The organism is Microcystis sp. LE19-131.1A (genome assembly GCF_027532015.1).
Taxonomy (GTDB): domain Bacteria; phylum Cyanobacteriota; class Cyanobacteriia; order Cyanobacteriales; family Microcystaceae; genus Microcystis; species Microcystis ichthyoblabe_A.
In genome coordinates this window covers 17,832-43,950 of the sequence record NZ_JAPZSS010000160.1, presented here as the reverse complement: position 1 = coordinate 43,950, position 26,119 = coordinate 17,832, and the positions used below count along the sequence as shown (strand labels likewise).

General features: G+C 41.0%; 18 protein-coding genes and 3 pseudogenes. 5 read left to right on the top strand and 16 right to left on the bottom strand.

Features of this window, described 5'->3' with window-relative positions:
- Window positions 1-322: 322 nt before the first annotated feature.
- The 7 genes and pseudogenes from O9323_RS12845 to O9323_RS12815 form a co-directional block, all read right to left on the bottom strand.
- Window positions 323-2,007: pseudogene (locus O9323_RS12845) on the bottom strand (RelA/SpoT family protein); the annotation flags it as partial.
- A gap of 748 nt (window positions 2,008-2,755) precedes the next feature.
- Window positions 2,756-3,883 carry a hypothetical protein gene (locus O9323_RS12840; protein WP_149106789.1) on the bottom strand — a complete coding sequence of 376 codons (1,128 nt, stop codon included), beginning with the start codon at window positions 3,881-3,883 and terminating at the stop codon, window positions 2,756-2,758.
- Window positions 3,871-5,010: a hypothetical protein gene (locus O9323_RS12835; RefSeq protein WP_130758525.1), complete on the bottom strand. Its 1,140-nt coding sequence runs from the start codon at window positions 5,008-5,010 to the stop codon at window positions 3,871-3,873. Before O9323_RS12835 ends, O9323_RS12840 begins: the two co-directional genes overlap by 13 nt.
- 55 nt (window positions 5,011-5,065) lie before the next feature.
- Window positions 5,066-6,091: an AAA family ATPase gene (locus tag O9323_RS12830; protein ID WP_149106788.1), complete on the bottom strand. Its 1,026-nt coding sequence runs from the start codon at window positions 6,089-6,091 to the stop codon at window positions 5,066-5,068.
- Window positions 6,084-7,247, bottom strand: a complete 1,164-nt coding sequence (locus O9323_RS12825) for a hypothetical protein (RefSeq protein WP_288125235.1) — start codon at window positions 7,245-7,247, stop codon at window positions 6,084-6,086. Before O9323_RS12825 ends, O9323_RS12830 begins: the two co-directional genes overlap by 8 nt.
- Window positions 7,248-7,256: 9 nt before the next feature.
- Window positions 7,257-8,345, bottom strand: a complete 1,089-nt coding sequence (locus O9323_RS12820; RefSeq protein ID WP_002754224.1) for a hypothetical protein — start codon at window positions 8,343-8,345, stop codon at window positions 7,257-7,259.
- 20 nt (window positions 8,346-8,365) lie between these two features.
- Window positions 8,366-9,295 (bottom strand): trypsin-like peptidase domain-containing protein, encoded by a 930-nt coding sequence (locus O9323_RS12815; protein WP_288125234.1) that lies wholly within the window; start codon window positions 9,293-9,295, stop codon window positions 8,366-8,368.
- A gap of 850 nt (window positions 9,296-10,145) precedes the next feature.
- On the opposite strand from O9323_RS12815, the pseudogene O9323_RS12810 reads away from it, so the two are divergent.
- Together O9323_RS12810 and O9323_RS12805 are read left to right on the top strand one after the other, a co-directional pair.
- Window positions 10,146-10,341 (top strand): annotated as a pseudogene (locus O9323_RS12810) (hypothetical protein).
- A gap of 31 nt (window positions 10,342-10,372) precedes the next feature.
- Window positions 10,373-10,999 (top strand): hypothetical protein, encoded by a 627-nt coding sequence (locus O9323_RS12805; RefSeq protein ID WP_024969805.1) that lies wholly within the window; start codon window positions 10,373-10,375, stop codon window positions 10,997-10,999.
- A gap of 272 nt (window positions 11,000-11,271) precedes the next feature.
- Here O9323_RS12805 and O9323_RS12800 read toward each other — a convergent pair whose 3' ends face one another.
- The 4 genes and pseudogenes from O9323_RS12800 to smpB form a co-directional block, all read right to left on the bottom strand.
- Window positions 11,272-11,877, bottom strand: coding sequence for a Uma2 family endonuclease (locus tag O9323_RS12800; protein ID WP_123229997.1), 606 nt, complete (start codon window positions 11,875-11,877; stop codon window positions 11,272-11,274).
- Between the two features lie 675 nt (window positions 11,878-12,552).
- Window positions 12,553-13,801, bottom strand: a pseudogene (locus O9323_RS12795) (ISNCY family transposase).
- A 385-nt stretch (window positions 13,802-14,186) separates the two neighbouring features.
- A complete protein-coding gene (locus O9323_RS12790) occupies window positions 14,187-14,735 on the bottom strand; it encodes a DUF2808 domain-containing protein (RefSeq protein WP_002754207.1) in 549 nt (182 codons plus the stop codon).
- A gap of 118 nt (window positions 14,736-14,853) precedes the next feature.
- Entirely contained in the window at window positions 14,854-15,318 is a 465-nt protein-coding gene (smpB, locus tag O9323_RS12785; protein ID WP_002732921.1) for an SsrA-binding protein SmpB, read from the bottom strand.
- 34 nt (window positions 15,319-15,352) lie between these two features.
- On the opposite strand from smpB, the gene O9323_RS12780 reads away from it, so the two are divergent.
- The 3 genes from O9323_RS12780 to cofH all read left to right on the top strand — a co-directional run bounded on the left by O9323_RS12780 (window position 15,353) and on the right by cofH (window position 17,495).
- The gene (locus O9323_RS12780; RefSeq protein WP_002754206.1) at window positions 15,353-15,523 is read left to right on the top strand and encodes a hypothetical protein; all 171 of its coding nucleotides are present in this window, start codon (window positions 15,353-15,355) and stop codon (window positions 15,521-15,523) included.
- Window positions 15,524-15,534: 11 nt separating this feature from the next.
- On the top strand, window positions 15,535-16,221 hold the full coding sequence (gene psb29, locus O9323_RS12775; protein WP_176721703.1) for a photosystem II biogenesis protein Psp29: 687 nt from the start codon (window positions 15,535-15,537) through the stop codon (window positions 16,219-16,221).
- A 137-nt stretch (window positions 16,222-16,358) separates the two neighbouring features.
- A complete protein-coding gene (gene cofH / locus O9323_RS12770; RefSeq protein WP_002754202.1) occupies window positions 16,359-17,495 on the top strand; it encodes a 7,8-didemethyl-8-hydroxy-5-deazariboflavin synthase subunit CofH in 1,137 nt (378 codons plus the stop codon).
- 113 nt (window positions 17,496-17,608) lie between these two features.
- On the opposite strand, the gene O9323_RS12765 is transcribed toward cofH, so the two are convergent.
- From O9323_RS12765 to psaB, 5 genes are all read right to left on the bottom strand, one after another.
- A complete protein-coding gene (locus tag O9323_RS12765) occupies window positions 17,609-19,924 on the bottom strand; it encodes a dynamin family protein (protein ID WP_149107753.1) in 2,316 nt (771 codons plus the stop codon).
- 12 nt (window positions 19,925-19,936) lie between these two features.
- Complete coding sequence (locus tag O9323_RS12760) at window positions 19,937-20,728, bottom strand: hypothetical protein (RefSeq protein ID WP_002733763.1); 792 nt, start codon at window positions 20,726-20,728, stop codon at window positions 19,937-19,939.
- A complete protein-coding gene (locus tag O9323_RS12755; protein WP_288125233.1) occupies window positions 20,728-23,157 on the bottom strand; it encodes a dynamin family protein in 2,430 nt (809 codons plus the stop codon). Before O9323_RS12755 ends, O9323_RS12760 begins: the two co-directional genes overlap by 1 nt.
- Window positions 23,158-23,250: 93 nt before the next feature.
- Window positions 23,251-23,742, bottom strand: coding sequence for a DUF29 domain-containing protein (locus O9323_RS12750; protein ID WP_288125232.1), 492 nt, complete (start codon window positions 23,740-23,742; stop codon window positions 23,251-23,253).
- A gap of 55 nt (window positions 23,743-23,797) precedes the next feature.
- Window positions 23,798-26,011 carry a photosystem I core protein PsaB gene (psaB, locus tag O9323_RS12745; RefSeq protein ID WP_002732591.1) on the bottom strand — a complete coding sequence of 738 codons (2,214 nt, stop codon included), beginning with the start codon at window positions 26,009-26,011 and terminating at the stop codon, window positions 23,798-23,800.
- Window positions 26,012-26,119: the final 108 nt, after the last annotated feature.

Sequence of the window (26,119 nt, the reverse complement as noted above, 5' to 3'; positions counted from 1 at the left end):
GTTTGTGAATCTTTTGTCAGAAGACAATGTTCTAAATCTTCATCGTAATTTAACCAAAGTTTAATTATCCAAGAGAAGATATTGATAAAAATAGCAATCATAAAAAGCAAATCCCCAACATTTATCAAGCAATTATTTTTATTAGTAAATATTCTACACAACTCAGTCCAGATAAGCAAGATGGCTTACCACTACTACCGAATCACTACCCAACATACCTTCGATACCCACAATGGGAGATTTACTCGAAGGAGGGGCAGAATCCCAGTCTAAGTTCTGACACGGAAGTAATGTCTTCGGCTCCGGTTCTTTTTCGATACTGGCTGAGTTTTGACAGCTTCTCGCAACGGGTTCATTATGTCCTCTATTGTAATTTCTCCATAACCCAAATCTGCCAATAAATCTTCAACGACTTTGTAATTAAGTTGAACTACTAAAGATCGCATTGATTCGGACTCTAAGAATCTTTTAAATCCATCACTGCCCAGTTCTTTTTCTAGGACTTCTCACACTTTCCTGCATTCGCGATTGCTTGTACCACTCGAGAATGCATTTTCTGGCGTTGGGTGTAACCGCGAAATTGAGCCAGTCTAGACTTGGGTGACTATTCTTGCTGGTGACAATTTCTACTACATCCCCATTTTGCAGGAGGTAGTCCAAAGTTGTCCAACGCCCATTAACCTTAGCACCTTTCACGCGATGTCCCACCTCGGTGTGGATGCAGTAAGCGAAATCCACTGGAGTTGAACCTTGAGCTAGGAAGATGACATCCCCTTGGCGATTAAACACATAGACATCGTCCTCAAATAGATTGTTCAGGCTGTTCACGTATTTCCAGTATTCCTGGATATCCTTAAATTCCTTCCGCCAATCTAGCCGTTGTCTCAGCAACTGAAACTTTTTTTTATCATCAGAGGTTAGTTCACTCCCATCCCCATATTCAGCAAAATGGTGCATTTCTAGGGTGCGAATCTGTACCTCTAGGGGGCGGGCATTTAAACCAACAACGGTGGTATGGAGAGATTGATAACGGTTAGCTTTTGGTAAACCGATATAGTCTTTAAAACGGTTGGGAATCGGAGTAAATTGGTCGTGAACTACGGCTAAACAACGATAACATTCCTGTTTAGTTTCGACGATAATGCGGACGGCGGCAATATCATAAATCTGCTCGAATTCTTTGCCTTGATTGTGCATTTTATGATAAATGCCGTAGAGATGTTTGGGGCGACCCTGTAAATCAAGAACTTTTATGCCAATTTCTTGCAATTTTTCCCGCAATGTGTTAACAACTGTTTCGATGCGGGCCTCTCGATCGATACGTTTTTCCGATACCAATAACTGTACGGTGCGATAAGCATCGGGTTCGAGGTATTTAAAGCATAAATCCTCTAATTCCCATTTAAATCGCTCAATCCCTAAACAGTTAGCCAGAGGAGCAAAGATTTCTCTAGTTTCGAGGGCGATGCGTTGCTGTTGTTGCGGGTTAAGGTATTCGAGGGTTTGCATATTGTGCAGGCGTTCGGCTAATTTGACCACGATGACGCGGATATCTTGAGCCATCGCCAGGAACATTCGGCGAAAATTCTCCGCTTGCCGTTCAGTTTTGCTAGAAAAGTTGTATTTGGAGAGTTTTGTCACCGCTTCCACCAAATTACGCACCTCGACACCGAATCTAGCCTCGATTTCTTCTGGAGTTACTTCTGTATCTTCCACCACATCGTGCAGGAATCCCGCCGCAATGATAGTGCTACTCCCACCTAAATCTCGCAACAGGCCAGCAACGGCGATGGGATGAGTGATGTAAGGTTTTCCTGACTTACAGTATTGACCTCTGTGCAATTGATAGGCAAAGTTGAAGGCGCGACAGATTAGATCATTGTCTTCACTTTTATCTTGCCCAGAATCAGATTGATAAGCACTCAAGCATTCTTGAAGCCAAGCAGGCAATTCTAAAGAGAACAAATCTTTGAATTTTTCTTCTCTGCTTTCACGACTAATTCCCAATTGCCTAAGAACGCTTGGGGCTAATTGTCTTAACTCTTCTTCCCTTATTTCTCCCTCGGCTTGCTCTTGCTGAATTTTTTCTTTGAGTTTCTGTTCATCTCCATAAAAAATTTCTGATAAAACTTTTGAGTTGTCAGTTAAGTATTGATATTCTTCGTGATAATTTGTTCTCTCAAGGGGTTCGGCTAATAGTTCTACTGTATTAGTAACTTGGATTTGCTCTGAAAGTCCTAAGATATGATTTTCTTCAGATAAACTTGACTCTAATAAGTGAGTCATTTCTTGAACAACTAAATCAGGATTTAGATAAGCCTGAGCGATCCACCGTTGGGTTTGAATGATTTGTGGGCGTAGCTTTAATCCAGACTTGCGAGCCAAATAAAACTCTAAAAATTTCGCCAAAGTGAACGGACGTTCCCAACCAAACTGATTCTCCAACTCCACCAACAAAACTTCCCGTATGGCTGGCTCAACCTCATACAAACCCTCATCAACCGGACGGCAAAGAGGCGACAGCAGCAAATCCACCTCAGCTACCCAAGGAATCCCTTCCCCTTCCAAAAAATTCAGGTGAATTAAATTGACCAACTCTGGAGATAAAATTAAAGGCAAAGCTGCATGGCAAGCTAACTTTAAATGCCTCAGACCAAACCGCCGTTCAAACGCCAAAACTTCCCGCACCGCCAACTCAGTGGGCAGCCAATTTTCCCGCACCAAACTAGGAGAAGTAATAATCTCTTCCAGCGTCTTACTCATTGAGTCCCACTCCTGCCGGAAAAGGATGTCCCCGCAAAATATTCACCGCATCCTCCAACCCCTCTCTTTCCAAGGGAAACATCGGCACCATGTTGGCAATATCTTCAGCAGTTGTCGTCAGCCAGCGATTTTGAGGCATAGGATTGAGCCAAGCGTAGAGGTAAGTGTAGGTGCTGAGGGTTTGGAGGAAAGTTTTAGTATCCGTCACCCGCATACCATCATAGTAACCACGCGCTGCCCCCCCATCGCTGATAATTAGCACACTATTTCCCTTGGCCTTCTCCTGCAAAACCTCCTCCAAAGGCCAAGCATTAGTCAAAGTAGAGCACTGGTAGAGAAACTGTTCGGGACAGTCATGGAAGTAATAGCAGTCAATTTTTCCCAGCAACCCTCCCCGTGAAATACTTTCGATAGCTGCCTCAATTAGCGGGACGAAGGGAACCATCGAACCCTGCTGGTCCATCAAAACCAACAAACGGGCGAGATTGCGGCGGCGGGGCTGCAATACTGGGCGCAACAACAGGCCAGTGCGACAGATGCTGTCAATCGTACCTTCAACATCCAATTCTTCGGGAACGCCCACTCGCTGGGGGCGGCGCAGTTGCCGCCACACTCCCGCCATATCCCGCCGATTCAGGGGCAATCGGGGCGTTAATTGGTAGTAATGGGGACTTTCAGTAAAATCAGTCTCCAAGACAAAGGACTGCTTGACCGCACTAGCAGGTAGTATTACTTTTTCCGGCTGCGGTTGCTGCACTTCCTGCGGTTGGAGTTGAGGCTGCGGTTCAGGGGAACTGGGGGGAGGCTGAGGGGCTGTGGTTGTCGGTTCGGGAGTTGTCGGTGGCGGCCCGGTGCTGGTGGGAGTTCGGGGAATCGGCGTGGTAATAATTTTTAGGTGAGGTTCGACTAATTCGGCAAAGGCAGTATCGAATAATTCCTGGTCTTCCCGTGATTTTGCCCAGAATAAGTGCAACAGTTCCTTAAAACGGTCATTATCTTCTAATCCCATCCCCCCGCGAATGGTTTCAATGGCTTCTAGATAATCCGATACTCCCAACGGGATACCATTGCGGCGCAACCGCTCGAAGACTTGAAAGAGTGAGGTATCTAACTTGGCCATTCTGCACCCTGAGTTTGCGGCGAAATTAGTTCTATCTTATTCTCGATCTTATTAATGACATACTCAAAAAAAGATCTATCTTTTTCATCATAACTAGAGTCAGTTTTACTGAGCAACTCCAAAAAATCAAATAATCCTAGTCTTGTTGAAGAATTAGTTTGAGAATGAACCTTTGTAAGTTGAGCCAAAATACTAATAGAAAACTGATTCAAAGGTTTATCTAATTGAACTAGATTACTAGCATTTTCTAGCCCACAAAGGCTAAGGAAATTTTTGCGCTCCTCGGCAGTTTGAAGAAGTTCACTTCTGGTTAAAATTTGCTTTAGAATTACAATTTCATCAGCATCAAGAAATTTGGCTAAATTCGAGTAATTCTCATGGCTATCTGTAAACTCATTATTGATGAGTTGTTCTTTAGCTCTAGTGATTGAAGAAATTACTGGTTTCTTTCTAATTGCCTCAAAAATAGTTCTAACGATAAATTTTATCTGGCTTTGTTGAGAATCTTGCTCTAAGGGAATGTATTCGGTATTTCCTGAATTATCCCAAAAGAAAAGACCGGGCAATTGGGAATACTCAATAAATCTAGTTCTTTTTAAGACATTTAGGTTTTCTATATAATCATAAGCATCCTCTAAATTATGAAACTGCCCCAAGCTAGGATAAATATCACAATACTCTCCAGAGAGAGTATCTAATGCTCCCCAATTATGCAAAATGTAATTTTCGATATTATCATCTTCTGATGTGTACAAAAAAATCCCATGCAGAGGGACTTCTCTATATCTTTCAAATACGTCACGCCCTTGCCTATTATGATTTTTGAGGCTTGCTCCCATTGTTTTAAATTTTTGAAACAGACGATTAGAACGTATTTCAATTAAGTTAAGCTTGTTTCTTGCAAAAGCATATCCTTCCCAATCTTCACGACCTCTAAAAAGGAAATCAAAGCCATCCAGCCACTTGTTTGTCAGTCGCTGATTATTTTTTAACTTTCCACCTTCAAATTCATTGACCAACTCTAACAATTCATTGTCGTTGAGATGGCGTAAAGAAGTTAGATGTGGATAACGTTTTTCTAGCCAATCTAGAAAGTTAAGCATAGTATAGCCACGAATTGGATTCATAGTATTCCTTCTTCAGGGACTCTGGTTAATCAGTCTTGCTACTATTATCTCTATCTTAGTCATTCTGCGCCCTCAGTTGATTGAGCGCATCCAAATCGCTTTGGGTTTTCACCAGGGTTTCTAATCGGGGTAAATTCACCGGATGGGTGCTTGCCAATTCTTTGGCTGTCAGTTGTTTTACCGGTTCCTGTTCCTCCAATACTGCCACCCAATCCAAAAATTCGCTCGTCCCCGGTATTTTGCGCCAACTCCTCAACTGTCGAAGTTCCCAAAATTTCTTGACAGCAGCTTCAAATAGGGGCGTAAGCTGGGGTTGGAAGTGACTTTGGAGGATATTCCTCAGCGTCGCTTGTTCTGGAAACTCGATGTAGTAATACAAACAACGGCGCAAAAACGGTTTGGGCAGTTCCTTCTCGCGATTGCTGGTGATGATAATCAGGGGCAAAAATGGCCGCCTTTCCTTCCTCATCTTGCCTTTGAGAGCATCAAAGCGCATCTGAGGTACTTCTTTTACCTGAAATTGCAACCGATCCAACTCCAGCAGCAAGTCATTAGGAAAATCGATGTCCGCCTTGTCAATCTCATCAATCAGCACCACTGAGGGGATGTCCTTTTCCGACTGTTCAATCGCCCTTCCCAACTCTCCTAGAGAGACGTACTTTTGCCGCAAGGGAAATTGATTCAGTGAGGGGGATGGCTGGCGATCGCTACTTTTGACTTTCTGTTGCTTACTAAGCTCAGGTTCCGCTCGATTTTCCCATACTTTTTGCTCCTGAATGTCGTACAGCCGCCCCAAGGCATCATAGTCGTAGAGCAAATCCTGCGCCCGACTGGTAGAACGGATGTAGCAGGAATGGAGAGGATAACCTAGTTCATAAGCCACTGCATAGGCGAGTCGCGTCTTGCCACAGCCAGCGTCTCCTTCCAGCAACAGGGGACGGCGTAAATAAAGGGCAGTATTGACGGCATTTGTTAGGGTGTGGGAGGCAACGTAAGGTTCCGGTTCCCGCCAAGCATCAGTAAGCGGTTGGTAGGAACATTTGCCCTCACCCGTGTATTGTCGTTTTTCAAGGTCATTCATACAGTTTAGAACTACCTTGTAGTTCGCTGACGATTTGGTTCATTTCCTGGTAAGTTCCTATTAAATTACCATATTGGCTTTCCAATCGCTTGAGGTAGTGTTCAATTCTCTTCTCCTCAATTCCTAAAATTTGGAGTTGACCGCGAAACCAAGGCAAGAGGTCATCAGGGTCGAACCGTTTGGGAGTTGGTAAAGCTGGAAATCCCGTCAGGGTTCTTTTTCCCTGAAGATTTGCCCAAAGAATCACGAAACAACGGCTCTTTCCTGTTAAGTAAGGATCAACAGAGGAATGGGTATCTGTCCAAAAATCTTGGGACAGGGACTTGATAATTTTGGGAGGAATGTCATGATTCCAAATGATCAGCACAAGGTCAGAATTATATTGAATTTTAAATAAATCAGTGAAGCATTCAAGTTGATGTTTTTCGAGAAACTTACGTTCAATGTCGGCAGAAGTAGCTATTCTATATCGGTAAAGGCTGATTTCTAATCGTTCATTTTCTCGTCCAGTTTTCTGTTTCAATTCCCGCCGGATGCGTTCTATAATATATTGCTCTAGAATCATAAATTCACCCGCAACAGCAAAAACAAAAGCACCTTCGTATCCCACTTTCTGTCTGAATGCCGACATCAGTTTGTCCAGGTTATAGTTAATAATTAAACTTCGGTCAACTTTGAGGGTTTGTTGTAGCGAGATTGAGGTATCTGATTCTTCACGTCCTTGGGCGAGTAGGTTATTAATTTGATTCCGTTGTGGTTTCTGAATGCTGGCTTTCTGCTGTTGTTCCCATTTAGATTGTTCTGGTGAGCCGTCTAAGTTTTCAGCTACTTTTTTGACAGATTTCGCCAACTTGTCAACAACGTCTTTAATAAAATTCTTATCTTCCGGATATAAACTAAGATCAGCCCCATGCAGATATTCCAAAAAAACAATCAATCCAAGTTGGTTTGATTTATTATATGGGACTTCAATCTTTAAAAGCTGAACGAATAGATCGCGGACAAACTTACCTGAAGTTTGATCTAACTTTAATTCACAAAATTCGGCTAAACCGCAAGCTTCTAAAGAATTCCTGCGATCATCAGCCGTTACCAAAAATGAACTTCTGACTAAAATTTTCTGAAGTTTAATTCCATCATCAATCTCCATCAGCATATCAGCATATCACCCAAATAACCGTTCCAATGCTACTAACTCCGCCTCCATTTCAGCATCCACCTCTGGCAAAGGTTGCTGCATAATCGAATAAAGAGATCGCCTTCCCTCCGTTACCCCTTGCAAGCCAATTTCCCGCAAATAATCCTCAACTTTCAGCACCACCGCACGGCGGTCAGATTTCGTCACATCAGCAGTACGATAAATAGCCGTTCTAATTGCAGGCAATAGAGTCTTTTTTACCTCCTGATATTCTCCTTTAAAAACTGCATCTTGAGCCTGATTAACTAACTCTTTAATACTTTGCAATGACTCCCAATCCTGTGCAGTACGCATCTCAATCCGAAAGAGCATATAACTATAGCCTTCTAAGGACTTGCCATCCTTAACAAACACCTTCGTCTGTCCTGGCGAACCCACCTTCAAACTGTCGTTAACTACGCAAAGCGTACTCCCATTAAGTTGATTTTCCTCCGCTAAAATTGCCACAAAATACCCCGCTCTCAGATCATTGTTTCCCCCTCCCCCTTTTTCCGAAAAAGTTTGTTGATACCCCAATTCTAACTGACTATTCCCAATACAGATTAAGTCTTCAATCCCGCGATAAACGGGTTCTGCAATCTTTAACACCGATGAAAATTCTGGCACAGGCAATAACGCAGAAAACCGCCCCATCGTCTTGATAAACTTGCCAATGGGGTCACTCGCTGCCAAAGTAAACAAACCCGCCTGCAACTCCACTAAACCCTCATTGAAGGGAAACAGAGGAGTCAGGGGATAGTTACACTGAATCACCCTATCCAGGTTATCGGCTGCTAATTCCCGTAAATATCCCGGTTCAGCCAGATAGGGGACTGTAACGGGTTTGCCGCCGTAATTGAAGCGAATAGCAGCATGAACCACTGGATAACGCTGTTTAAACCAATCCACATCTCTTGCTAGGCGCATCTCCACCAACCAAAGGCGACAGTAAGCTTTTCCAGCTTTAATTCCCGTCCCATCATAAGCCACATCCACCCGATAATCTGGCAGGAAAAGTGCCTGATATTTCTTCGAGTCACGCCGGAACATTTCTGCAAAATCTTGCCACAAACTCATAAGCGCATTCCTTACCACGATTAAGATAGGTGAGATTGAATTTGAGTCCAGAAGCTACGCAGGGGAAGCCCTGATGTCGTTCCTGGGACGAGAGTTCGCCCCAAGATTCCTGGATGTCCGCGATGAATCGCCACCAATTTCCAGTCCCGATTGAAGATGGGCGCACCAGAGGAACCTTCGTCGGTACTAATATTGTGGTCGATGTAATCTTCTCCCACTTGCACTACGTGTCCCAATTCGGAAACTACAACGTGCTGTCCTTGGGGATGGTGGATCAAGCAAATTTCCTGTCCACTATCTAATATAGCATCAGTCGAGATCGCCGTCTGTTGTTTCGGTTCGCCTTTAACGGAGATTAAGGCATAATCTTCTCGACTGGAACGATTTGCACAATTGAGATCCAGTTCAAAGACATCGGAATCTAAAGCGTAACTGTTAGGAGTGGAATTGAAGCGAACCCAAGCTTGTTGCGCCCGACTTTTAGTAAAAATGTGGTCACAGGTGAGTAATATTTTCTTGCCAATTAATACACAAGTACCAATACCTGTACCTTTCGGTGATTCGATTCTACCAACCGTACTGCGGGCAGTTAAAGCTTTGAGGTTTTCTTCTCCCCTTTCTACTAATCTGGTGAATAGAGCGACATCTTCATCTGCTAGTTGATAAATAATTGGTGCTAATTCGTACAGGTGTTTGAGAAAGCGTACCATTGGATGATAGTCTAATCTTTGATTGGAGACGCAATAGGTTTTAAACGCTGCGACTAATGCCTGAGCAAATATATTAGGTTTAGTGTCCTGTCTCAGGTTGCTGATAAATGCCATATCGATACCAGCATTTTCTAGAACTTCTTGGCGATCACTGGCAACATTTACCCTAATAGCAAATAGATTGAGAGCTAAAATCAGGGATGTAACTTCCGTTTGCAGTAAGAAAATTTCTGGATTCATAATAAATTTTTGGGATAAGTTTGAATTAGCTTGAGAATCTAGAGTGAGAGAATCTCAAAAGCTATTGAAAATTGGCCAATTTTGTAATCCGCATGGGCATTTCAGGTTATACCAGTCAATCAGAATAGTCACGAAATCGACCCATTTGGCTAATTTTTGCTTAACAATTGAGATGGCCAATTCTCCTCAAATATACCTGAATCGTCCTCTGGGTAAGCCACTCACATAAAGTTCATTTTGTCAAGAATTGTTAAGATACGTTTACACTGCTTGAGAGCCAAGGCTAAGATTCGACTGGTTTTGATTATATTTGCTTGTGTTTTGAATTACTTTTTGTCGTTTTTGTGTTTTGTATTTTTCTATTTGTTCGATAGGTAGAGATAAGGTTTCCTCAATTTCTTGTCTAATATAATTACTAACGTTACGGACACTGGTTAAACACTCCCAGATCCCAGAGGGAGCATCTCATTTATGCAAGTGAGTAATTATACTTATTCCTAAAACTGTTTTCTAGCAAGGCTTTCAAAATAGCTTGACATAAAAACCTGATTTAGGGGTTGCAAAGGTGAGATGCTCCCGCTCCCAGAGTAATTGATTGACATTATAACCCACATTCCGCACCCTAAAGTGCCGGCTCTTCTGTTTCTCAGCAATTCTCAGTTTTAGACACAGCAAACCTTTTAGGGATTTAAAGAACATTTTAAAGGGGGATTTTTGGGGCAACTTTGGGTGTACTATCACGTCAGAAGCCCGAAAACTCGTGAAATGAAATTCGCCATCCCATTGAATTTTACCCCGTATTATGGGAACTAACTCCCAAAAGCCTTGCTACAGGGCAAATTTAGAATTGCTGTCTGTTTCTTCAGTTTGTGTTGTACAATGGACTGGGGTTATAAGAGATAGAACTCTTATAGAGAAAGACGTTTGGCGATTTTTATCAAGTATTTTGTCTAGAGCGAACTAATCAATTAAATCTTTTGCCAGATAAGGATTTAGTCGATTTATGCTCCCCTATCGAATCATACCAAGTAACGAAGAACTGTTAAAAGGTATAATAAAAATAATGAGAAACGAATAATGGATACTAAAACTAATAAGAATATTGCTCCTAAAATTCGCAAATTGGCTGAGACAGCGAGGGAACTATACCAAACCAAATATGCCCTCAATGTCACAAGGCTCACCAGTCTCAAAAGTCTTTGCCAAGACGAAGAAGCCGCCGCTAATTTTGCACTGTACCTAGCTAAATTGGTAGTCAAACAGATGGAATCTAATCAAACTACTAGGTCTTTTCTTGGAGAAGAAGCCTGGACAGAACACTGCCAACTAATTAACCATACTGTTGAAAAAATGGAAGATTACCTAGAATATCCAACTCCAGATAAACGGCAGGATTTGTATAAATTGTTAACCCAACTAGAACAAATTCAAGGTTGGGAAAAACACATAAGATTTGGAACACCAATTCGTGTCATCAATAACAAATATGCCTTAATAATTGAAGATGCCCTGCGCTGTATGACAAGTTTAGATTATCCTTATTGGAGTTACCAAATGGCGAGAGATTATGCTGAACGCTATAACTCAAGTTGTGGCAGTGGACTAACTTCTGAATCCGCTCCTTTAGTCGCAGAAATTGCCGAGTTTTGGTGTCAATATTATTTTGGCAAAACTCTCACAGAGAAATTCCCTGATAAGAGTTGACATCAAAATAGAATAAAATTTAATAATTTTTATCTCCATACTGTTCAGGAGGTTGCCCTACTAATTCAGTAGGACAAGCTCTTGATTTTCTTCATTTAGAGGGGCTACATTTTTCCAGACCATCTCAAATTTCCATTCTTCGATTAAATCATAAATAAAAATTAACTGACTTCTCGATGATAAGGATAAATCTCCTAATTTCTAACTATCATTGTAAGGAGGAATTTCGGTAAAAGGATGGTAAATTTATGTCGTGCAACGGGAGTGTCAAATCAACGAGGCATAACATCGTTGAGAGAGAGTTGAAGATCGGGAAAAATAGGAGAGGAAATCAGTTCTCCCAAACGGTATTGTTGTTGCCGATAAACTTCATCAAGTAGTTGGCAGACGGTAAAAGTGGGTTGTTTGGGTTTGCCGATAAAGGCAATTCCTCCTAATCCGCGATAATCGACGATCCAATATTCAGGAATTCCAAAAAGCGCGTATTCTTCGACCTTACGAGCGTAATCAGTCTCCCAATTGCTACTGACCACCTCGACAACTAATTGAATCGATCGGGGTAGGGTAATTACAGGTTCTTTGTCCCAGATGGGTTCTAGGGCGAGAACGGTCTCATCGAGAACGACAACATCGGGACGACGAGCCGTGGCCGCATCGGTAAAAGGGCGGATCAGACAGGTTCGGGGAATGAACCAAGATTTTCGCGCTTTAATTAAAGCCATACCGATGTGGGTCGCTATTTTACCGCTAACCGTTTCATGCGGCCCGGTCGGTTCCATATCGATTAATTCTCCATCGGCTAATTCATAGCGAAATTCATTGCCATATTTTTGTAAAAAATCCTCGAATATCAGAGGTTTTTGGGATAGGTAAGTCATCTGCACTCCCGATGGCAAAGCCCCTCAAGATAACGATTTGTAATTAGTTGAATTATATCCCAATTTTCAATCGTCGTGACTAACATCTAACCCACATTCCGCACCCTAAGTGTCACAACGTCTCAAAAGAGGAAGGGGCGTGAGCCAAAATACTTATCTAGAGGAGTTAGGGACTTGCGTGGGAATAATATCCCAGCCAGAAAATCGCTCTGTAGAAGAATCAGACCAGCTAGATGGCACAGGATCAAAGCGCAAGTCCCTTAGCTGCGGGGGCTCTGGAAGGCTCTCTCCCTACTTAGGGTGATCAGCAAACCTGATCGATCCGGAGGGCGCAAGCCTTGCGCCCCTACAGCAGCAATTCTCATTTTGAAAAAAATTCAGATAAAATTCTCTTATTTAAATAGAGAACTTGTGTAGAAGCATTATTTTTTGACAGATAATTATCATCCAACGCTGGAGATAGAAAGGTTTTAAGAACTTTGTCCATGAAAAATCGATTTCAACTCATAAATCTGGATGAAATTCTAACAAAATTTTTAGTTTTTTTTATAAACAACTTTCTTTTTCTCCTTCAAGAGTTCTGACATTTTCAACTAGAATTTACTTTTTTAAATGGGACATATTCGGTTAGAATAAATGAGAAAAATTCCGACCAATTCTTAAACCAAATAAATTTTAATAGGGTACGAATATCATTAAAGAAAGAAGTCCGAGTTACTAATAGCTCACGAATCTTTTGATAGGTGTAATTAACTAAATCCAAAACGGTATGAAATAAAAAAGCTAGTAAATTCAAAGACAATAAGAACTCGCACAAATGATTCTGACCATGACCAAAGTTATGCTCTAAATTATAACCGTGATTTTTAAGAACGTTATTGCCTTCATTTTCAACTTTCCATCTACTGCGTCCAGCTTTGACAATTTCTTCGACATTATTTTCCGTGATTTTATGATTAGTTATCCAATTATTTTGGTAAATAGTTTTCTGGGTTTTCTCATTAATAACAGTCACTTCACACCAATTAACTTCGAGACTTGAGTCGCCTTCTCTTAAGGGAACTCTAGAAGCATAACGATAACGATAAATTAGATTTTTTCGCCCATCCCATTGTTTCTTTTCAACGATCCTAACTTCGCCACTTTTTTCTAAAAATTCTAGCCATTCATATAAAGTTTTATGCGACGTTTCTAAACAAACAAAAATAAAACTATAACCTTGTTTTACCGCTAATTCACAAATAGGTTCGTGAGAATATAAGTCGTCTCCTAAAAGAGTTACAGGATAACCATACTTATTTTTATGATTCTTATTTAACCATCTTTTAACGGCCGCATTTTCACAGTCTTGTTCTTGATTTCCATCTTGTTTTTTAATGAATTCTGGCTCTAAATTAATTACTTGTTTTTGCTTAGGAGAAACCACCATAGGCGTGACACAGCCATGAAAATAAGTTGTAGTTCCATTTCGATGATTACGACAGTTACAATGAGGGCAATTAATTTTCTTGGATGAGAAATATTCTGTGCCATCTAACGCCACTAAAATTTCTCCATCTAAGTAGAGAAACTTTTCCAAAACTCCCTTTTCCTTTAACCATTGATAGACTTTTTGAAAAGTCCTAGAGACATTAGAGGCTGGCACTGGATCTAACAGATTTCTTATTTGATTATCCCCAGGAATTTTTTCAATTGAAAATAAACTTTCAGCATTATCTTTTCCCTTATTACTTTTCATTAAACGTTGATGGTTTAAAAAAGACGGCGACTGAGTAAAAAAGACTGAAAATGCAGCCATCACGGCATCTTCTACCTCATATTTTCTATTATTTCCAGGTTTTCTCTCCTCGGGTAAATCATCTAATTCTTGACGTAAAAATTGCATTAATTCCGAAACTTCTAGGGTTGCCGCTTTTTGAGCCATCTTGGAATAATTTGACGTGCTGGTGGATTTCTATCTCACCCATTTTACCTTAGCTGACAATAATTATAAATTTTTATTTCCCTTGAATTCCCTATTCTAAAAATAGAACTATCTTCCTGAATTAACCCCGTTCGTTCTCAGCCAACCCCTTTGATTGCTTGAGTATTTATACTTAATTTGTCCAACCAATTGTTTTTTTAGTGACCGCCTCTCCTCAAAAATAGTTACTTTGTACTATATTGCCCATGCCAAAATCGGGGTTAATGCTCTATTTATTTCAAAATGAGAATTGCTGCCCCTACAGTAACGGATTTTGTCCACAATGTAGGGGCGAACTGCGTTCGCCCAAAAGGTACATTATCAAAGCGCAAGTCCCATAAATAGTTTAAGGTTCAATACTGACAATCCAAGTACCGACGTAGAGACGGACGGGAATATTGCCAGAGGCAGTCACATCACAGGTAAAGTAATAAGTGCCTAATTCGGGATTTCTGACATTAGACATGACGATTTCAACTTTGCTGGTGGGATCGATCGCTTGTTCGGGGACAATTTGAATAACGCGACTATCCTTATCCCAAACCACTTCCTTTAAAGGTAAAGATTTGCCGTTGATGCGTACCTCGATTTTATTGGTGTCAAACTGGCCGTTAAAATAATCGGGATAGGAAATAAAAAAAGCTGAAGCTCCTTGGGAGAGTTTTTTCGCGGGAATATAGAGTTTATAACGATCCATTTGCTTGGGACGACCGCCAAATTGCAAAAAATAATCTAATATATCCTTGCGATCGACTCCACTAAAAATTGTTAGGCCAGGGTTGCCATTGGCTAAAGTTATTTTTGGTAAAATAATTCCCGCACCCACCCCTAAGGATAGAGCGATCAAAGCGGGTGTCCTAGCATATTTAATTACTTTTGTCAAGAGTTTTAACATAAATTTCAATCCAAGGTGAGGGGGATGGTGATGGCTGCAAGGAGCCGAATACAGTTCAACTCTAACAAAACTCGCTCGTTTCTTACCTAGACCTTTGCCAGTCCGATAAGTGTCTTGGTTAACGCTTCATCGCTCGTGCCATATCCCGTTGATCCTGACGACGTTTCAAATCTTCGCGTTTATCGTGTAATTTCTTGCCTCTACCGAGGCCAATGCTGATTTTTACCCAACTACCTTTAAAATACATCTTCAAAGGCACAAGAGTTAAGCCTTTCTGTTCCACTTGACCGATGAGTTTGCTGATTTCCTTTTTGTGCATCAACAATTTTCTCGTCCGGCGCGGATCGTGATTAAAATATTCGCTACTCTGTTCGTAGGGGGAAATATGAACATTAATTAACACCGCTTCACCATTGCGGACTAAAACGTAACCATCCCGCAGGTTTACCTTACCAGCGCGCACAGATTTAACCTCGGTCCCCAGCAACTGCACCCCCGCTTCAAAAGTCTCTAAAATCTCGTAGAGATGGCGTGCTTGCCGGTTATCAGTGATAATTTTGATTTTGTCGTCTTGATTGGCCATATAGTCAAGTGAAAAGTGAAAAGTAAAAAAGCGATTGGTAGAGGCAGTATCGGCTAATTATCTCGATTTTTCCATGTCCTTATCTTTATATCTTACTCGTTCTTTTGCTCTCTGGGGACTGACTGCTGGTGGCTCTTTGGTGATCACCGGCCTTGTCAGGGGGAACGAGAAGGGGGAAAATGAGAGCAGTGTTAAATTTTTATGAAGTTTGGTTCTGTGGACAAAATTCGTACTGTTTCCGATAGTAAGCGTGATTTTTATACTCGCCACACCCGCCCCATCAATTCGGTGTATCGGCGCGTGGTTGAGGAATTATTAGTCGAGATGCACCTGCTCTCCGTTAATGTAGATTTCCATTATGATCCAATTTATGCTCTTGGTGTGGTTACTTCTTTCGAGAAGTTCATGGAAGGCTATCGTCCGGGGGAAGATAAACCGAATATTTTTAATGCTTTGTGCCAAGCGGTTAACGGTAATCCCGAAGTCTATCGTCGTGATGCCGAAAATATTATCGCTATTGCCAAAGAAACTAATATTGATTCCTTGCTTTCCCAACTGCAAAACCCTGCCCTAGGTGGTAACAATCAGTTGTCTGATAGTTTAGTTTCGGTGATCAACGCGGCTAAGTTTAAGTATAGTCGCCTGTTTGCCATCGGTCTTTATACTATTTTAGCCGAAGCACAACCAGACATAATCAAGGAAAAAGAAAAACGCGAACCAATTTTGCAAAAATTCTCAGAAATTCTGCATCTCTCCAGCGAAAAACTGCAAAAAGACCTCGATGTTTATCGCGGTAATCTCGATAAAATGGATCAGCTGCTCAAGGTTATCGAAGATGCTCTAGAAGCGGAAAAGAAAAAACGTCAACAAAAAGAACAGGAAAAACAAACCACCCTGCAATAAAGGCTCTCAACCGGAAATTACCGCGTGCAGACAAGGGAATAGGGAACAGAAAAAGGATTAAATCGGCTCTCTTTCTTTACTGTTCCTTCTGACCTCGTTCTACAATTAGGATCGGCAACCCTCAATATTTATTTCCCGTGACTAACTCCTCCATCACCGCACCCGTAACCGATATTTTGGCAAAAGCGCGGTCAGGGGCGAATTTATCGGCAAAAGAAGCGATTATCTTGCTAGAAACTACCGATAACCGTTTAATTGCCCAGATTCGGGAAACGGCCGACTTTTTGCGTCGTCAACAGGTGGGAGATACCGTCACCTACGTGATCAATCGCAACATTAATTTTAGTAACATTTGTGAGCAGCATTGCAGTTTTTGTGCATTCAGACGCGATGAAAATGAAGAAGGGGCCTTCTGGCTTAATTTAGAGGAAATTATCGCTAAAGCGGCGGATGCTGTCCATCGTGGGGCGACAGAAATTTGTATGCAGGGAGGATTAAACCCAAAAGCCAAGATTAAGGGCAATTCCTTAGACTATTACCTCGAAATTGTTAAAAACCTGAAACAAGCTTTTCCTGACCTGCATTTACACGCTTTTTCACCCCAAGAAGTCCAATTTATCGCTAGAGAAGACGGTTTAAGTTACGAAAAAGTTATCGCTTCCCTGCAAGAAGCAGGAGTGAATTCTCTCCCGGGGACGGCTGCCGAGGTGTTAGTCGATGAGGTAAGACGGGTAATTTGTCCAGAAAAAATCGATGCCGCCACTTGGTTAGAAATAGTCGGTATTGCCCATCGCTTGGGGTTACATACCACCAGTACCATGCTCTGCGGTCATATTGAAACCCCTAGTCAACAGGTGCAGCACCTTGAAAAAATTAGAAAACAGCAAGAAATCGCCCTAGCAAATAATTATCCGGCTAAAATAACCGAATTTATTTTATTGCCTTTTGTGGGACAATCGGCCCCCAAACCCCTGAGAAATCGAGTCGGACGGGATCAACCAATTTTAGCCGATACATTAAAATTAACAGCAGTGGCGCGGATTTATCTGGGCAATAGCATTAAAAATCATCAACCCAGTTGGGTAAAATTGGGCTTACAGGGGGCGACAGAAGCCTTAAACTGGGGTTGCAACGATCTCGGTGGTACTCTCATGGAAGAACATATTACCACTATGGCCGGGGCCCTGGGCGGTACCTGTTTGACCGTCGAGGAGTTAGAAACGGCGATTAAATCCCTCGATCGCCCCGCCCGTCAACGGGATACAATCTATTAGAGTCTATTTAACCCGAATCCTGGATTAGCTGAAAGCTTGATCCTGTCCCGGGTTAAAACTTTCCTTCTCCCGTCCGAGTCCTGAGAAAATTCCCCTAACCCGAACTGACGTTATTAAGAGGAACTATTTCTTTTCAAGGCAATTGCTAATTGTCTCAGTCGTTCACTAACTTCTAAATTAAATTCTTGAGATTTCAAATTAGCGGGTAATTCTGCTACAAGCTGAGGATTCTCCTTATACCATTCGTTTTGGGCGACACCTGCCCATGTTCCTTCTTTTTCTCGAAAAATATCCACTAATCCTCTTAATTCTTGAATACAGTAGGACTCAAATCCTGCAGCTTCAAAAATACCATGGCGTAGATATTCTTCAAAAGCGTTAATATCATTAGTTACTTCAAAGGTAACAACCTCTCTGGGTGGGGTTAATTGGTCAGCCAAATCGATCCAATTAACCCCAACTGTATCTACCGTCATTCCGATAACGTTTTTGGCAATTTCTGTTACACCTAGCACCTGTTGACGAAGATTAGGATTAAAGAGTAAATCAGAACCATACTTAACGTATTTTTTTAAGACTCTAAAAGCAGGTTCATCTCCTTGATAATAGTTATCAATCAGTTCCACATCAACCCCTAATGATTTGACAATTTGGCTGCGGGTATCACTGTTAACAGGACCGCGAATTAATGCTTCAGCAACGGGACGAGCAAATCTTAAAAATAACACTGATAAGCTATTTTCTAAGCGAGTTAAAAACTCCTGTTCTGAATAACCAATTAATCGTTCTTTTACTTGAGAACTTCCCCATAATAAGGAGGACATATAATCGACTAATTTTAAAGCTTCATCTTTTAATTCTGCCGCTAATTGTCGAGCAAGGGCATCCAAAAATTTTCTAACATCCCCATACAAGTCATCCCGCCAAGCATAATTAGCTTTTGCCTTGTCGAAGTCTGGAAAAGAATTTGCATCAAAAATAATTTCTTTTTTTCTTAAAGTTTCTTGTCTTAATTTTGCCATTTCACTGGCTAACAGTTGCCCATAGCGTTCTTTAAACTTTTCGATACTACTAGAAGATTCGTTATTAACTTTTTCTAAGGGTTTGTTAATGGCAGATGTTTCATAAAAGTTTTGTAAATCAGCTTTTATCTGTTCCCATTTTGTATGCCACCATTCTGAAAAATCAATTCTTCTTCTTTCCTCTTCAAAGCGTTGTGCTTCTTCAGGATTTTCGGGAAATCTTTGACTGACAAAATGGTGAATATCCTCTGAGGTGCTGACAATTTTATCAATGGAAGCTTCACAGCGTTTCTTGAGAATTGCTACTCGCTCAGTATTAATATAATTAAAGATTTTTTGTTTAATTTCAGGGATTCCTGTAGCTTGAGTTCTTAACATTTCATCATCTATAATTCCAGTTAAAGTTTTTAATTTATCTTGAATATTGCTGGCTTTTCCGATTTCTAATTGAGTATGTTCTTCCGCCAGATTATTTAAGATTAAATAAGCTCCTGCTGAACCAGAAACAATGCGATTAACCGGTAAATTAGCGCGTTTTGACCAATCCTGAGAGGCTTCTGTAATATGAGTTTTAAGGGCTTCTGGGCTACCAAGAGAGTCAATATGACTTAAAAAGACAAATAATTTATCAGCAATGGTGACATTCTTATCACCTTGTTCTGTAAATTTAATAATTTCTAATTCGGCTTCTCGAATACTGCGAAAACGCTGAATCACGATGACTGCATCACAGTCTGATAACATTTGTTGTGCTTCATCAACGTGCTTGGCTAACCCAGAATCTGAACCAGGAACATCATAAAAGACGATTCCTTCTGCTTGAGCGAGTTTATTAGTATAAAGTCGTGCTTCTAGGACCGCATGGGCGTATTTTTCATCAGCAACGTATTTTTTTAGTTGTTCTCGGATGTCTTCTAGTCGAGTAAAAGGAATAACTAAATTACCTTCTCGTCTGACTTGTTTTAGGGTGATTTCGTTTTCTCTAATGGTGTTTAAGTCTTCTTTTGCGCCAACGGTTTCTAATTCTTTGAGAAGATGAATAAATTGTTCTTCGCTGCGGGTTTGCACTTCTAATCTTTGTTCAGATTCGCTTTTAACGGAATAAATTTGCGTGGTGGTAAAGGTACATCTTCCTCCTTTGGCAGGAAGTAAATCACATTCTAACCATGCGTTAATAAAGGTACTTTTTCCCGCCTTTTCTAAGCCAACCACAGCAATACGAAATTCTCTTTTTCTCAGTCTTTCGAGTTGACGGTTAGCAGGTATTGCCTCTTGCAGGAGGATTTCTGTTAATTTAGAGGGAACTTCAGCTTGGGGAAGTTTGGCTAAGTCAACGGCAAAATGTTGGATATTTAAGACATCACTGAGACGGGTTTCATAGTAGGATGAGGCCGATTTCCAATCCATTAAATTAACTCCTTAAATACGGTTGAATTCTCTGAGAATAGAGACATTTTTGAGAAACCCTATCTGTATAACTTTTCCTGTTACATTAAGTGGAAGTTCTCGCTTCATTCCATACTGAGTTTCTTTACCAATGATATTACCTCCATTTTTGAGATTAATTCTAACGTAGAATTTTAATCGACTTTCAGGAGAGCGTCCTTCCTCCGGTATAGTCTCTACAGATATTTTTTTATACTCTGGCACACATAAAAATTCTGTAGCACAATCAATTAATCTTACAACATCATCTCTATTAAGATCATACCCTTCATGTAAATTATAAACTTCTGATGCAGGAACAGCTAGACATAAAGAAGCTGTCGGACTAATTTCATTTTTAGAACGAGTCCTTTGTAGATATTTAAAACAAGTAAATGCCCCTACCATTAAACAAGCTACTGTAATAATTAATTCCATTTGGCGTTCTTCCTTTGATTGATTTGATTTTGTTAGATCAACGTTATCTAAGATATCACTTATGCCAGTTGCAAGATTTGTTGAATTAAAGTCCCCGAATTTAAGCCTTTCTACATAAACGAGCTTTGTTACATCATTAAGAAATTCACCAGACAACCTTTTATCTTCATCTAAACAAGAGGATTGATTAATTCCAAAATAACGACATAGATCATCTCTCTGAGATTCTTCTCTTTCAAGAATAATACTTAAAACATGATAGAGTACACCTCCTTTTTTAGATTTTATTTTTGGATACACAATTGCAAAAACATCTTTACAAATACTCGAAAAATATTTATTATTCACTAATTCACCTCCTCTTTTTCAAAATTTTCTAATTCCGCAAGGCTTTGTTCTAAAAATTTAGCTCTTTCTTGGATAGGTTTCCATATAATTTGTGTTTCCTCGTAGTTAGTAGTTATTTCCTGTTGAGCTTTTTCTAGGCTGGCTAAATAGCTATTAAAAATGTCATGGGTTTTATGATCTACATTTTTTTTTAAATTATCAATCTGTTCTAATAGCCATTCAAACATTGAACATAACATTTCAGGTTCGCCCTGTTGCTGGAATTGATGAATCCAATTCTGTAAAAGAGTTTCAGTGCTTGGAATTTCTGCAATCATGCTTTCCTTTTTTTTCATCCATAGCCAGTGTTTAAAACTTCTGTAAGTACCAGAACTGATTTCAATATCAGACTCCAAATTAAAGTCAAATTCCAGTTTTCTAGTAAATGTATTAAGTTCAGATTGTGGAAATTTTATAACAAAATTTGGTGCTTTTTCTTCAGCACCCTTTTCTATATGTTTAATATGAAATCTAAACAATTCAGATACAGATTCCTCTATTCTGTTAATCTCCTGAGCAGACACTCTCTTTAATATTTGCGATAATATGATAGTTAGATTAATTGATAAATTATTTAACTCTTTTTTAATTATTTGAAGACTTAATTTCTCTTTATCCCTTTTTGCTGTGATTAATAAACCATTTCTTGCATCTGAACCTGTATAGCCCAATTGAATCAGGATATCCAAGTTGTTTTTTAGCATATTAACCTGATTAACATTGGCCTTTTTAAAGTTGATATTGTCCAAATCAACTCTGCCATTATCTAAAGATTTAACTACTGCTTCTAAGACGTTTCTAATAACAGTCTTTAGTGCCTCTCTCCACTCAACTAAGGGAACTAATTTCTCTTGAATTTGGTCATAAGGGGGAGTAAATTGAAGTTCATTGATAGCCTCTCTTAAACTAGCTACTAAATTATCGGCTGTTTTGGTATCAATATCTAATTTTTCAAAAACGGCTAGAGGCTGTCTTAATTTGGCATTACTAGCTTGGAGAAAAGAATCAAGATTTTCTTTTGTTTGTGATAACAATTCAGATTCTTGCTGATAATTTTCTTCCGAACTGTTAAGAATTGCCGTAGTAGTTTGTACTGCCCATTGTGCAATACTATTTCCCGCCGCTACATTAAATTTTTCTATAGCTTGGGGAATAACTAATTTAGGAAAATGTTCTGCTATGTGCTTGCTTAGTTTCTTTTCAAATTCTTCTGCATAGGATTGTTTGAATAACTCTTTGGCAATTTGTTCTTGTTGAGAGATAGTCCATTGTTTAGCATCAAGACTTAAGTTTCCTCGCTTCATGATTTCCTTAATTAAAACTTGAAAGTTATCTATGGCTTGCTCATAGGGTTTTAATACTTTCTCAAGTCTAGTTTGATCATGCTCTGACCAATTTTCCTCTCTTGTAGGTAATTCCTCTAACAGATCCTGAAGCAATTTCTTATTATCCTGAATTTGTAAAGCCAATAAAGCTGGCCATGTACTCAGTTTTACAATTCTCAAATTTTCAATATCTTTTGTATATTCTCTTAAATTCTCGATCAGTTTTTCCTTAATGTTTTCAGTCGTTTCTTCAACAAACTCACTTTCACTTTCTTGCCAATCATCATCTGATCTGAATATATCAATCCGATTTAAAATAAATAGCATTCGTGCAGGAGAGCCGCCTAAATCTTTAACTTGATCAACAACTTCTGATAACAGATTATCAACTTTATAAGGATCTGTTTCTGCGCTGTTATATGTTACTAAACATAAAGCTTCACGACATTGTTTGATCATCCCAATATTTCCCTCATCTCCTACATAAGATAACCCGGGTAAATCTAATAATTTAACTCTAACCCCTTTAGGCAATTCTAAGAAACTTTCATCTTTAACCAGTCTAAAAGGATAATAAATAATAGATCGAGGATAAGCTAAATCAGGTTGTTTTTTTCTGGCTTTAATATAAGCCTTCATTAACTGTTTTAAGCGACTATAAATATCTTCGTCGCTAATCTTTTCCCACTTCCCGCATTCCCACAACGCCCCCGGTGTTTTTTCAATAATTAAAGTCTTTTCTTCGCTATACTCAATGGTAACTGTTCCTGCACTCATTTCTCGCTGTGCCATCGGCACAATATCAGCACCACAGAGGAAATTAACTAGGGTACTCTTCCCACTGCTCGTCGTGCCAGTCGTCGCTAAAATCAGGGTAGGATGGCGCAATTCATTGATTAAAACTTCTAAAGCTTTCTCTAGATTACTAGAAAGTTCGTGGATCTCACCATGATAGGATTCAGGCAAATGCTGAATAATCTCCGTTTTGAAGTCACCCCAATAACCCGCTAGAAGGTTAGCTTTATTTTCCACTGCTTGGAAAACTGCGTAAGATTTTTGACCCATAATACTCTATCGCTGACAGAATAAGCTGATTCAAGAATAAGCCACAACTTCATTATAACGATAATTTTCTTTCTTGCCTTTAATTCTCCTATTCTAAACTGGTAAAAAATCAAAATCTATAATTTCTGCAAAGGTATAAGGACAAACTTGCGGAAACGTATCAACAGATAAACCAGTTTTTTTGATCACCGATCGCTTGGCTTTATCATAAATTATATCTAGCCTAGAAGCACCATAATTGTAGAGGGTTTTTGACTGGAATAAAATTTCTAGTTCTAGACGAAAATTATCGATTTCATCGGTCCATCCCCGGCCACAATTACCTTTTTCCGTCAGCCAATACTGATACATCAATAAATGTTTAACGGTTTGAATTAGATAGCTTTCCACTTTGTTTCTTTGTTCTCGCCCCAAATCTTCTATCTCCGTTAAAAGATGTTCCCAATCTAAATTTTTAATCTCCCCGCGTCGAATTTGTTCGGTGGTTCGCTCAATCCACAAAACAAAGTCCTGATCATAAAGTTGTTTTAATTCTTCCACCTGCATAGATTTTTGAGATTGAGCCGCGCTTTTATGATCAATCATAAACAAAAACCCCCCACCAATGGGCGGGGGGTTTTTTAGTCACCTAATTCAAGGTTTAGCCGAACTTGCCAGCAGTGGAGGCGATCAAGAAGGCGGCGTAGGTGAAGATATAGCCAACGGTGAAGTGAGCTAAACCAACCAAACGAGCCTGAACGATCGAGAGAGCCACGGGTTTGTCTTTCCAACGAACGAGGTTCGCCAGAGGAGTGCGTTCGTGGGCCCAAACGATAGTTTCGATCAACTCTTGCCAGTAACCACGCCAAGAGATCAGGAACATGAAACCGGTTGCCCAAACGAGGTGTCCAAAGAGGAACATCCAGGCCCAGACAGAAAGGTTATTAACACCGTAGGGGTTGTAACCGTTGATTAACTGAGCCGAGTTAGCCCAGAGGTAATCGCGGAACCAGCCCATCAGGTAGGTGGAGTTTTCGTTAAACTGAGCCACGTTACCCGACCAGACACCGAGGTGTTTCCAGTGCCAGTAGAAGGTTAACCAACCCAAGGTGTTCAACATCCAGAACATGGCTAGGTAGAAGGAATCCCAAGCAGAGATGTCGCAAGTACCGCCACGGCCAGGACCGTCGCAAGGGAAGGAATACCCGAAGTCTTTTTTATCGGGCATTAATTTGGAACCACGAGCGTCTAAAGCACCTTTAACCAGGATTAGAACGGTGGTGTGTAAACCAAGAGCGATCGCATGGTGAACGAGGAAGTCGCCAGGACCGATGGTTAAGAAGAGGGAGTTAGTGCCGCTATTGATTGCGTCTAGCCAACCGGGTAACCAAACATCACCGTAGTTGGGATAGGCGGTGTAAGCGATACTATCGGGGTTAGACAACAGTACGTTCATGCCGTACAGGGTTTTACCCGAAGCTGCTTGCACGAATTGAGCGAACACAGGTTCGATCAGGATTTGTTTTTCGGGAGTACCGAAAGCGACGACCACATCGTTATGAACGTAGAGGCCGAGGGTGTGGAAACCTAAGAAAAGGGAAACCCAGCTTAGGTGAGAGATGATCGCTTCTTTATGCTCCAGCATCCGGGCCAGGACGTTATCTTTGTTCGCTTCGGGATCATAGTCACGCACGAAGAAGATAGCACCGTGGGCGAAAGCACCCACCGCTAGGAAACCAGCGATGTATTGGTGGTGAGTATAAAGAGCCGCTTGGGTGGTGTAGTCCTTAGCGATAAAGGCATAAGGGGGTAGCGCGTACATATGCTGCGCCACCAGAGAGGTGATCACGCCTAAAGAAGCGAGAGCCAAACCGAGTTGGAAGTGGAGAGAGTTGTTAACCGTGTCATAAAGATTTTTGTGACCGGCTCCTAACTTACCACTGGGGGGTCTGTGTGCATTGAGGATGTCCTTGATGCTGTGACCGATGCCCCAGTTGGTGCGGTACATATGACCAGCCACAATGAAGATCACAGCGATCGCCAAGTGGTGGTGAGCCATATCGGTTAACCAGAGGGACTCGGTTTGGGGATGGAAACCACCTAAGAAGGTGAGGATCGCAGTTCCCGCGCCTTGGGCAGTACCGAAAATGTGGTTAGCAGTATCGGGGTTTTCCGCATACACACTCCAGTCACCGGTGAAGAAGGGTAGTAAACCCGCCGGGTGGGGGGGAGTGGAGAGGAAGTTGTCCCAACCAACGTGCTGACCGCGGGATTCGGGGATAGCAACGTGAACGAGGTGTCCGGTCCAAGCCAGAGAGCTAACACCGAACAGAGCGGCGAGGTGGTGGTTCAGGCGAGATTCAGCGTTTTTGAACCAAGCGAGGCTAGGACGGAACTTAGGTTGTAAGTGTAACCAGCCAGCAAAGAGGAAAATCGCCGAGAGAATCAGCAGGAACACCGCACCTTGGTATAGGTCTTGGTTGGAGGTCATACCGATGGTGTAGAACCAGTGGTAAACCCCGGAATAGGCGATGTTAACAGGGTTAGAAGCGCCAGCTTGGGTGAAGGCATCTACAGCGCCTTTACCGAACTGGGGATCCCAAATCGCGTGGGCGATGGGACGGATGTTTAAGGGGTCTTTGATCCACTGCTCGAAGTTACCTTGCCAAGCGACGTGGAATATAGTGCCGGAAGTCCACAGGAAAATGATTGCAATGTGGCCGAAGTGCGACGCGAAAATCTTTTGGTAGAGATTCTCTTCCGTCATGCCATCATGACTTTCAAAATCGTGGGCTGTGGCGATCCCGTACCAAATCCGACGGGTGGTCGGATCTTGGGCTAGATCTTGGCTAAATTTAGGGAATTTAGTTGCCATAGCTGTTTAGGAAATTCTCCTCTCTAAATAACTGAGGCTCTTACACGAGTGCTGGTTATTTCCTTTTTTCAATTCACCTTCTGTAATAGGAAACGCTTACAGAGGTAT

Excerpts from the sequence above, each read along its gene's own strand:
- O9323_RS12800 (WP_123229997.1), bottom strand. The coding sequence starts at position 11,877 with ATGACTTACCTATCCCAAAAACCTCTGATATTCGAGGATTTTTTACAA.
- O9323_RS12840 (WP_149106789.1), bottom strand. The coding sequence starts at position 3,883 with ATGGCCAAGTTAGATACCTCACTCTTTCAAGTCTTCGAGCGGTTGCGC.
- O9323_RS12830 (WP_149106788.1), bottom strand. The coding sequence starts at position 6,091 with ATGAATGACCTTGAAAAACGACAATACACGGGTGAGGGCAAATGTTCC.
- O9323_RS12835 (WP_130758525.1), bottom strand. The coding sequence starts at position 5,010 with ATGAATCCAATTCGTGGCTATACTATGCTTAACTTTCTAGATTGGCTA.
- O9323_RS12805 (WP_024969805.1), top strand. The coding sequence starts at position 10,373 with ATGGATACTAAAACTAATAAGAATATTGCTCCTAAAATTCGCAAATTG.
- O9323_RS12825 (WP_288125235.1), bottom strand. The coding sequence starts at position 7,247 with ATGCTGATGGAGATTGATGATGGAATTAAACTTCAGAAAATTTTAGTC.
- O9323_RS12765 (WP_149107753.1), bottom strand. The coding sequence starts at position 19,924 with ATGGATTGGAAATCGGCCTCATCCTACTATGAAACCCGTCTCAGTGAT.
- O9323_RS12815 (WP_288125234.1), bottom strand. The coding sequence starts at position 9,295 with ATGAATCCAGAAATTTTCTTACTGCAAACGGAAGTTACATCCCTGATT.
- O9323_RS12755 (WP_288125233.1), bottom strand. The coding sequence starts at position 23,157 with ATGGGTCAAAAATCTTACGCAGTTTTCCAAGCAGTGGAAAATAAAGCT.
- psaB (WP_002732591.1), bottom strand. The coding sequence starts at position 26,011 with ATGGCAACTAAATTCCCTAAATTTAGCCAAGATCTAGCCCAAGATCCG.
- O9323_RS12820 (WP_002754224.1), bottom strand. The coding sequence starts at position 8,345 with ATGAGTTTGTGGCAAGATTTTGCAGAAATGTTCCGGCGTGACTCGAAG.
- smpB (WP_002732921.1), bottom strand. The coding sequence starts at position 15,318 with ATGGCCAATCAAGACGACAAAATCAAAATTATCACTGATAACCGGCAA.
- O9323_RS12790 (WP_002754207.1), bottom strand. The coding sequence starts at position 14,735 with ATGTTAAAACTCTTGACAAAAGTAATTAAATATGCTAGGACACCCGCT.
- O9323_RS12750 (WP_288125232.1), bottom strand. The coding sequence starts at position 23,742 with ATGATTGATCATAAAAGCGCGGCTCAATCTCAAAAATCTATGCAGGTG.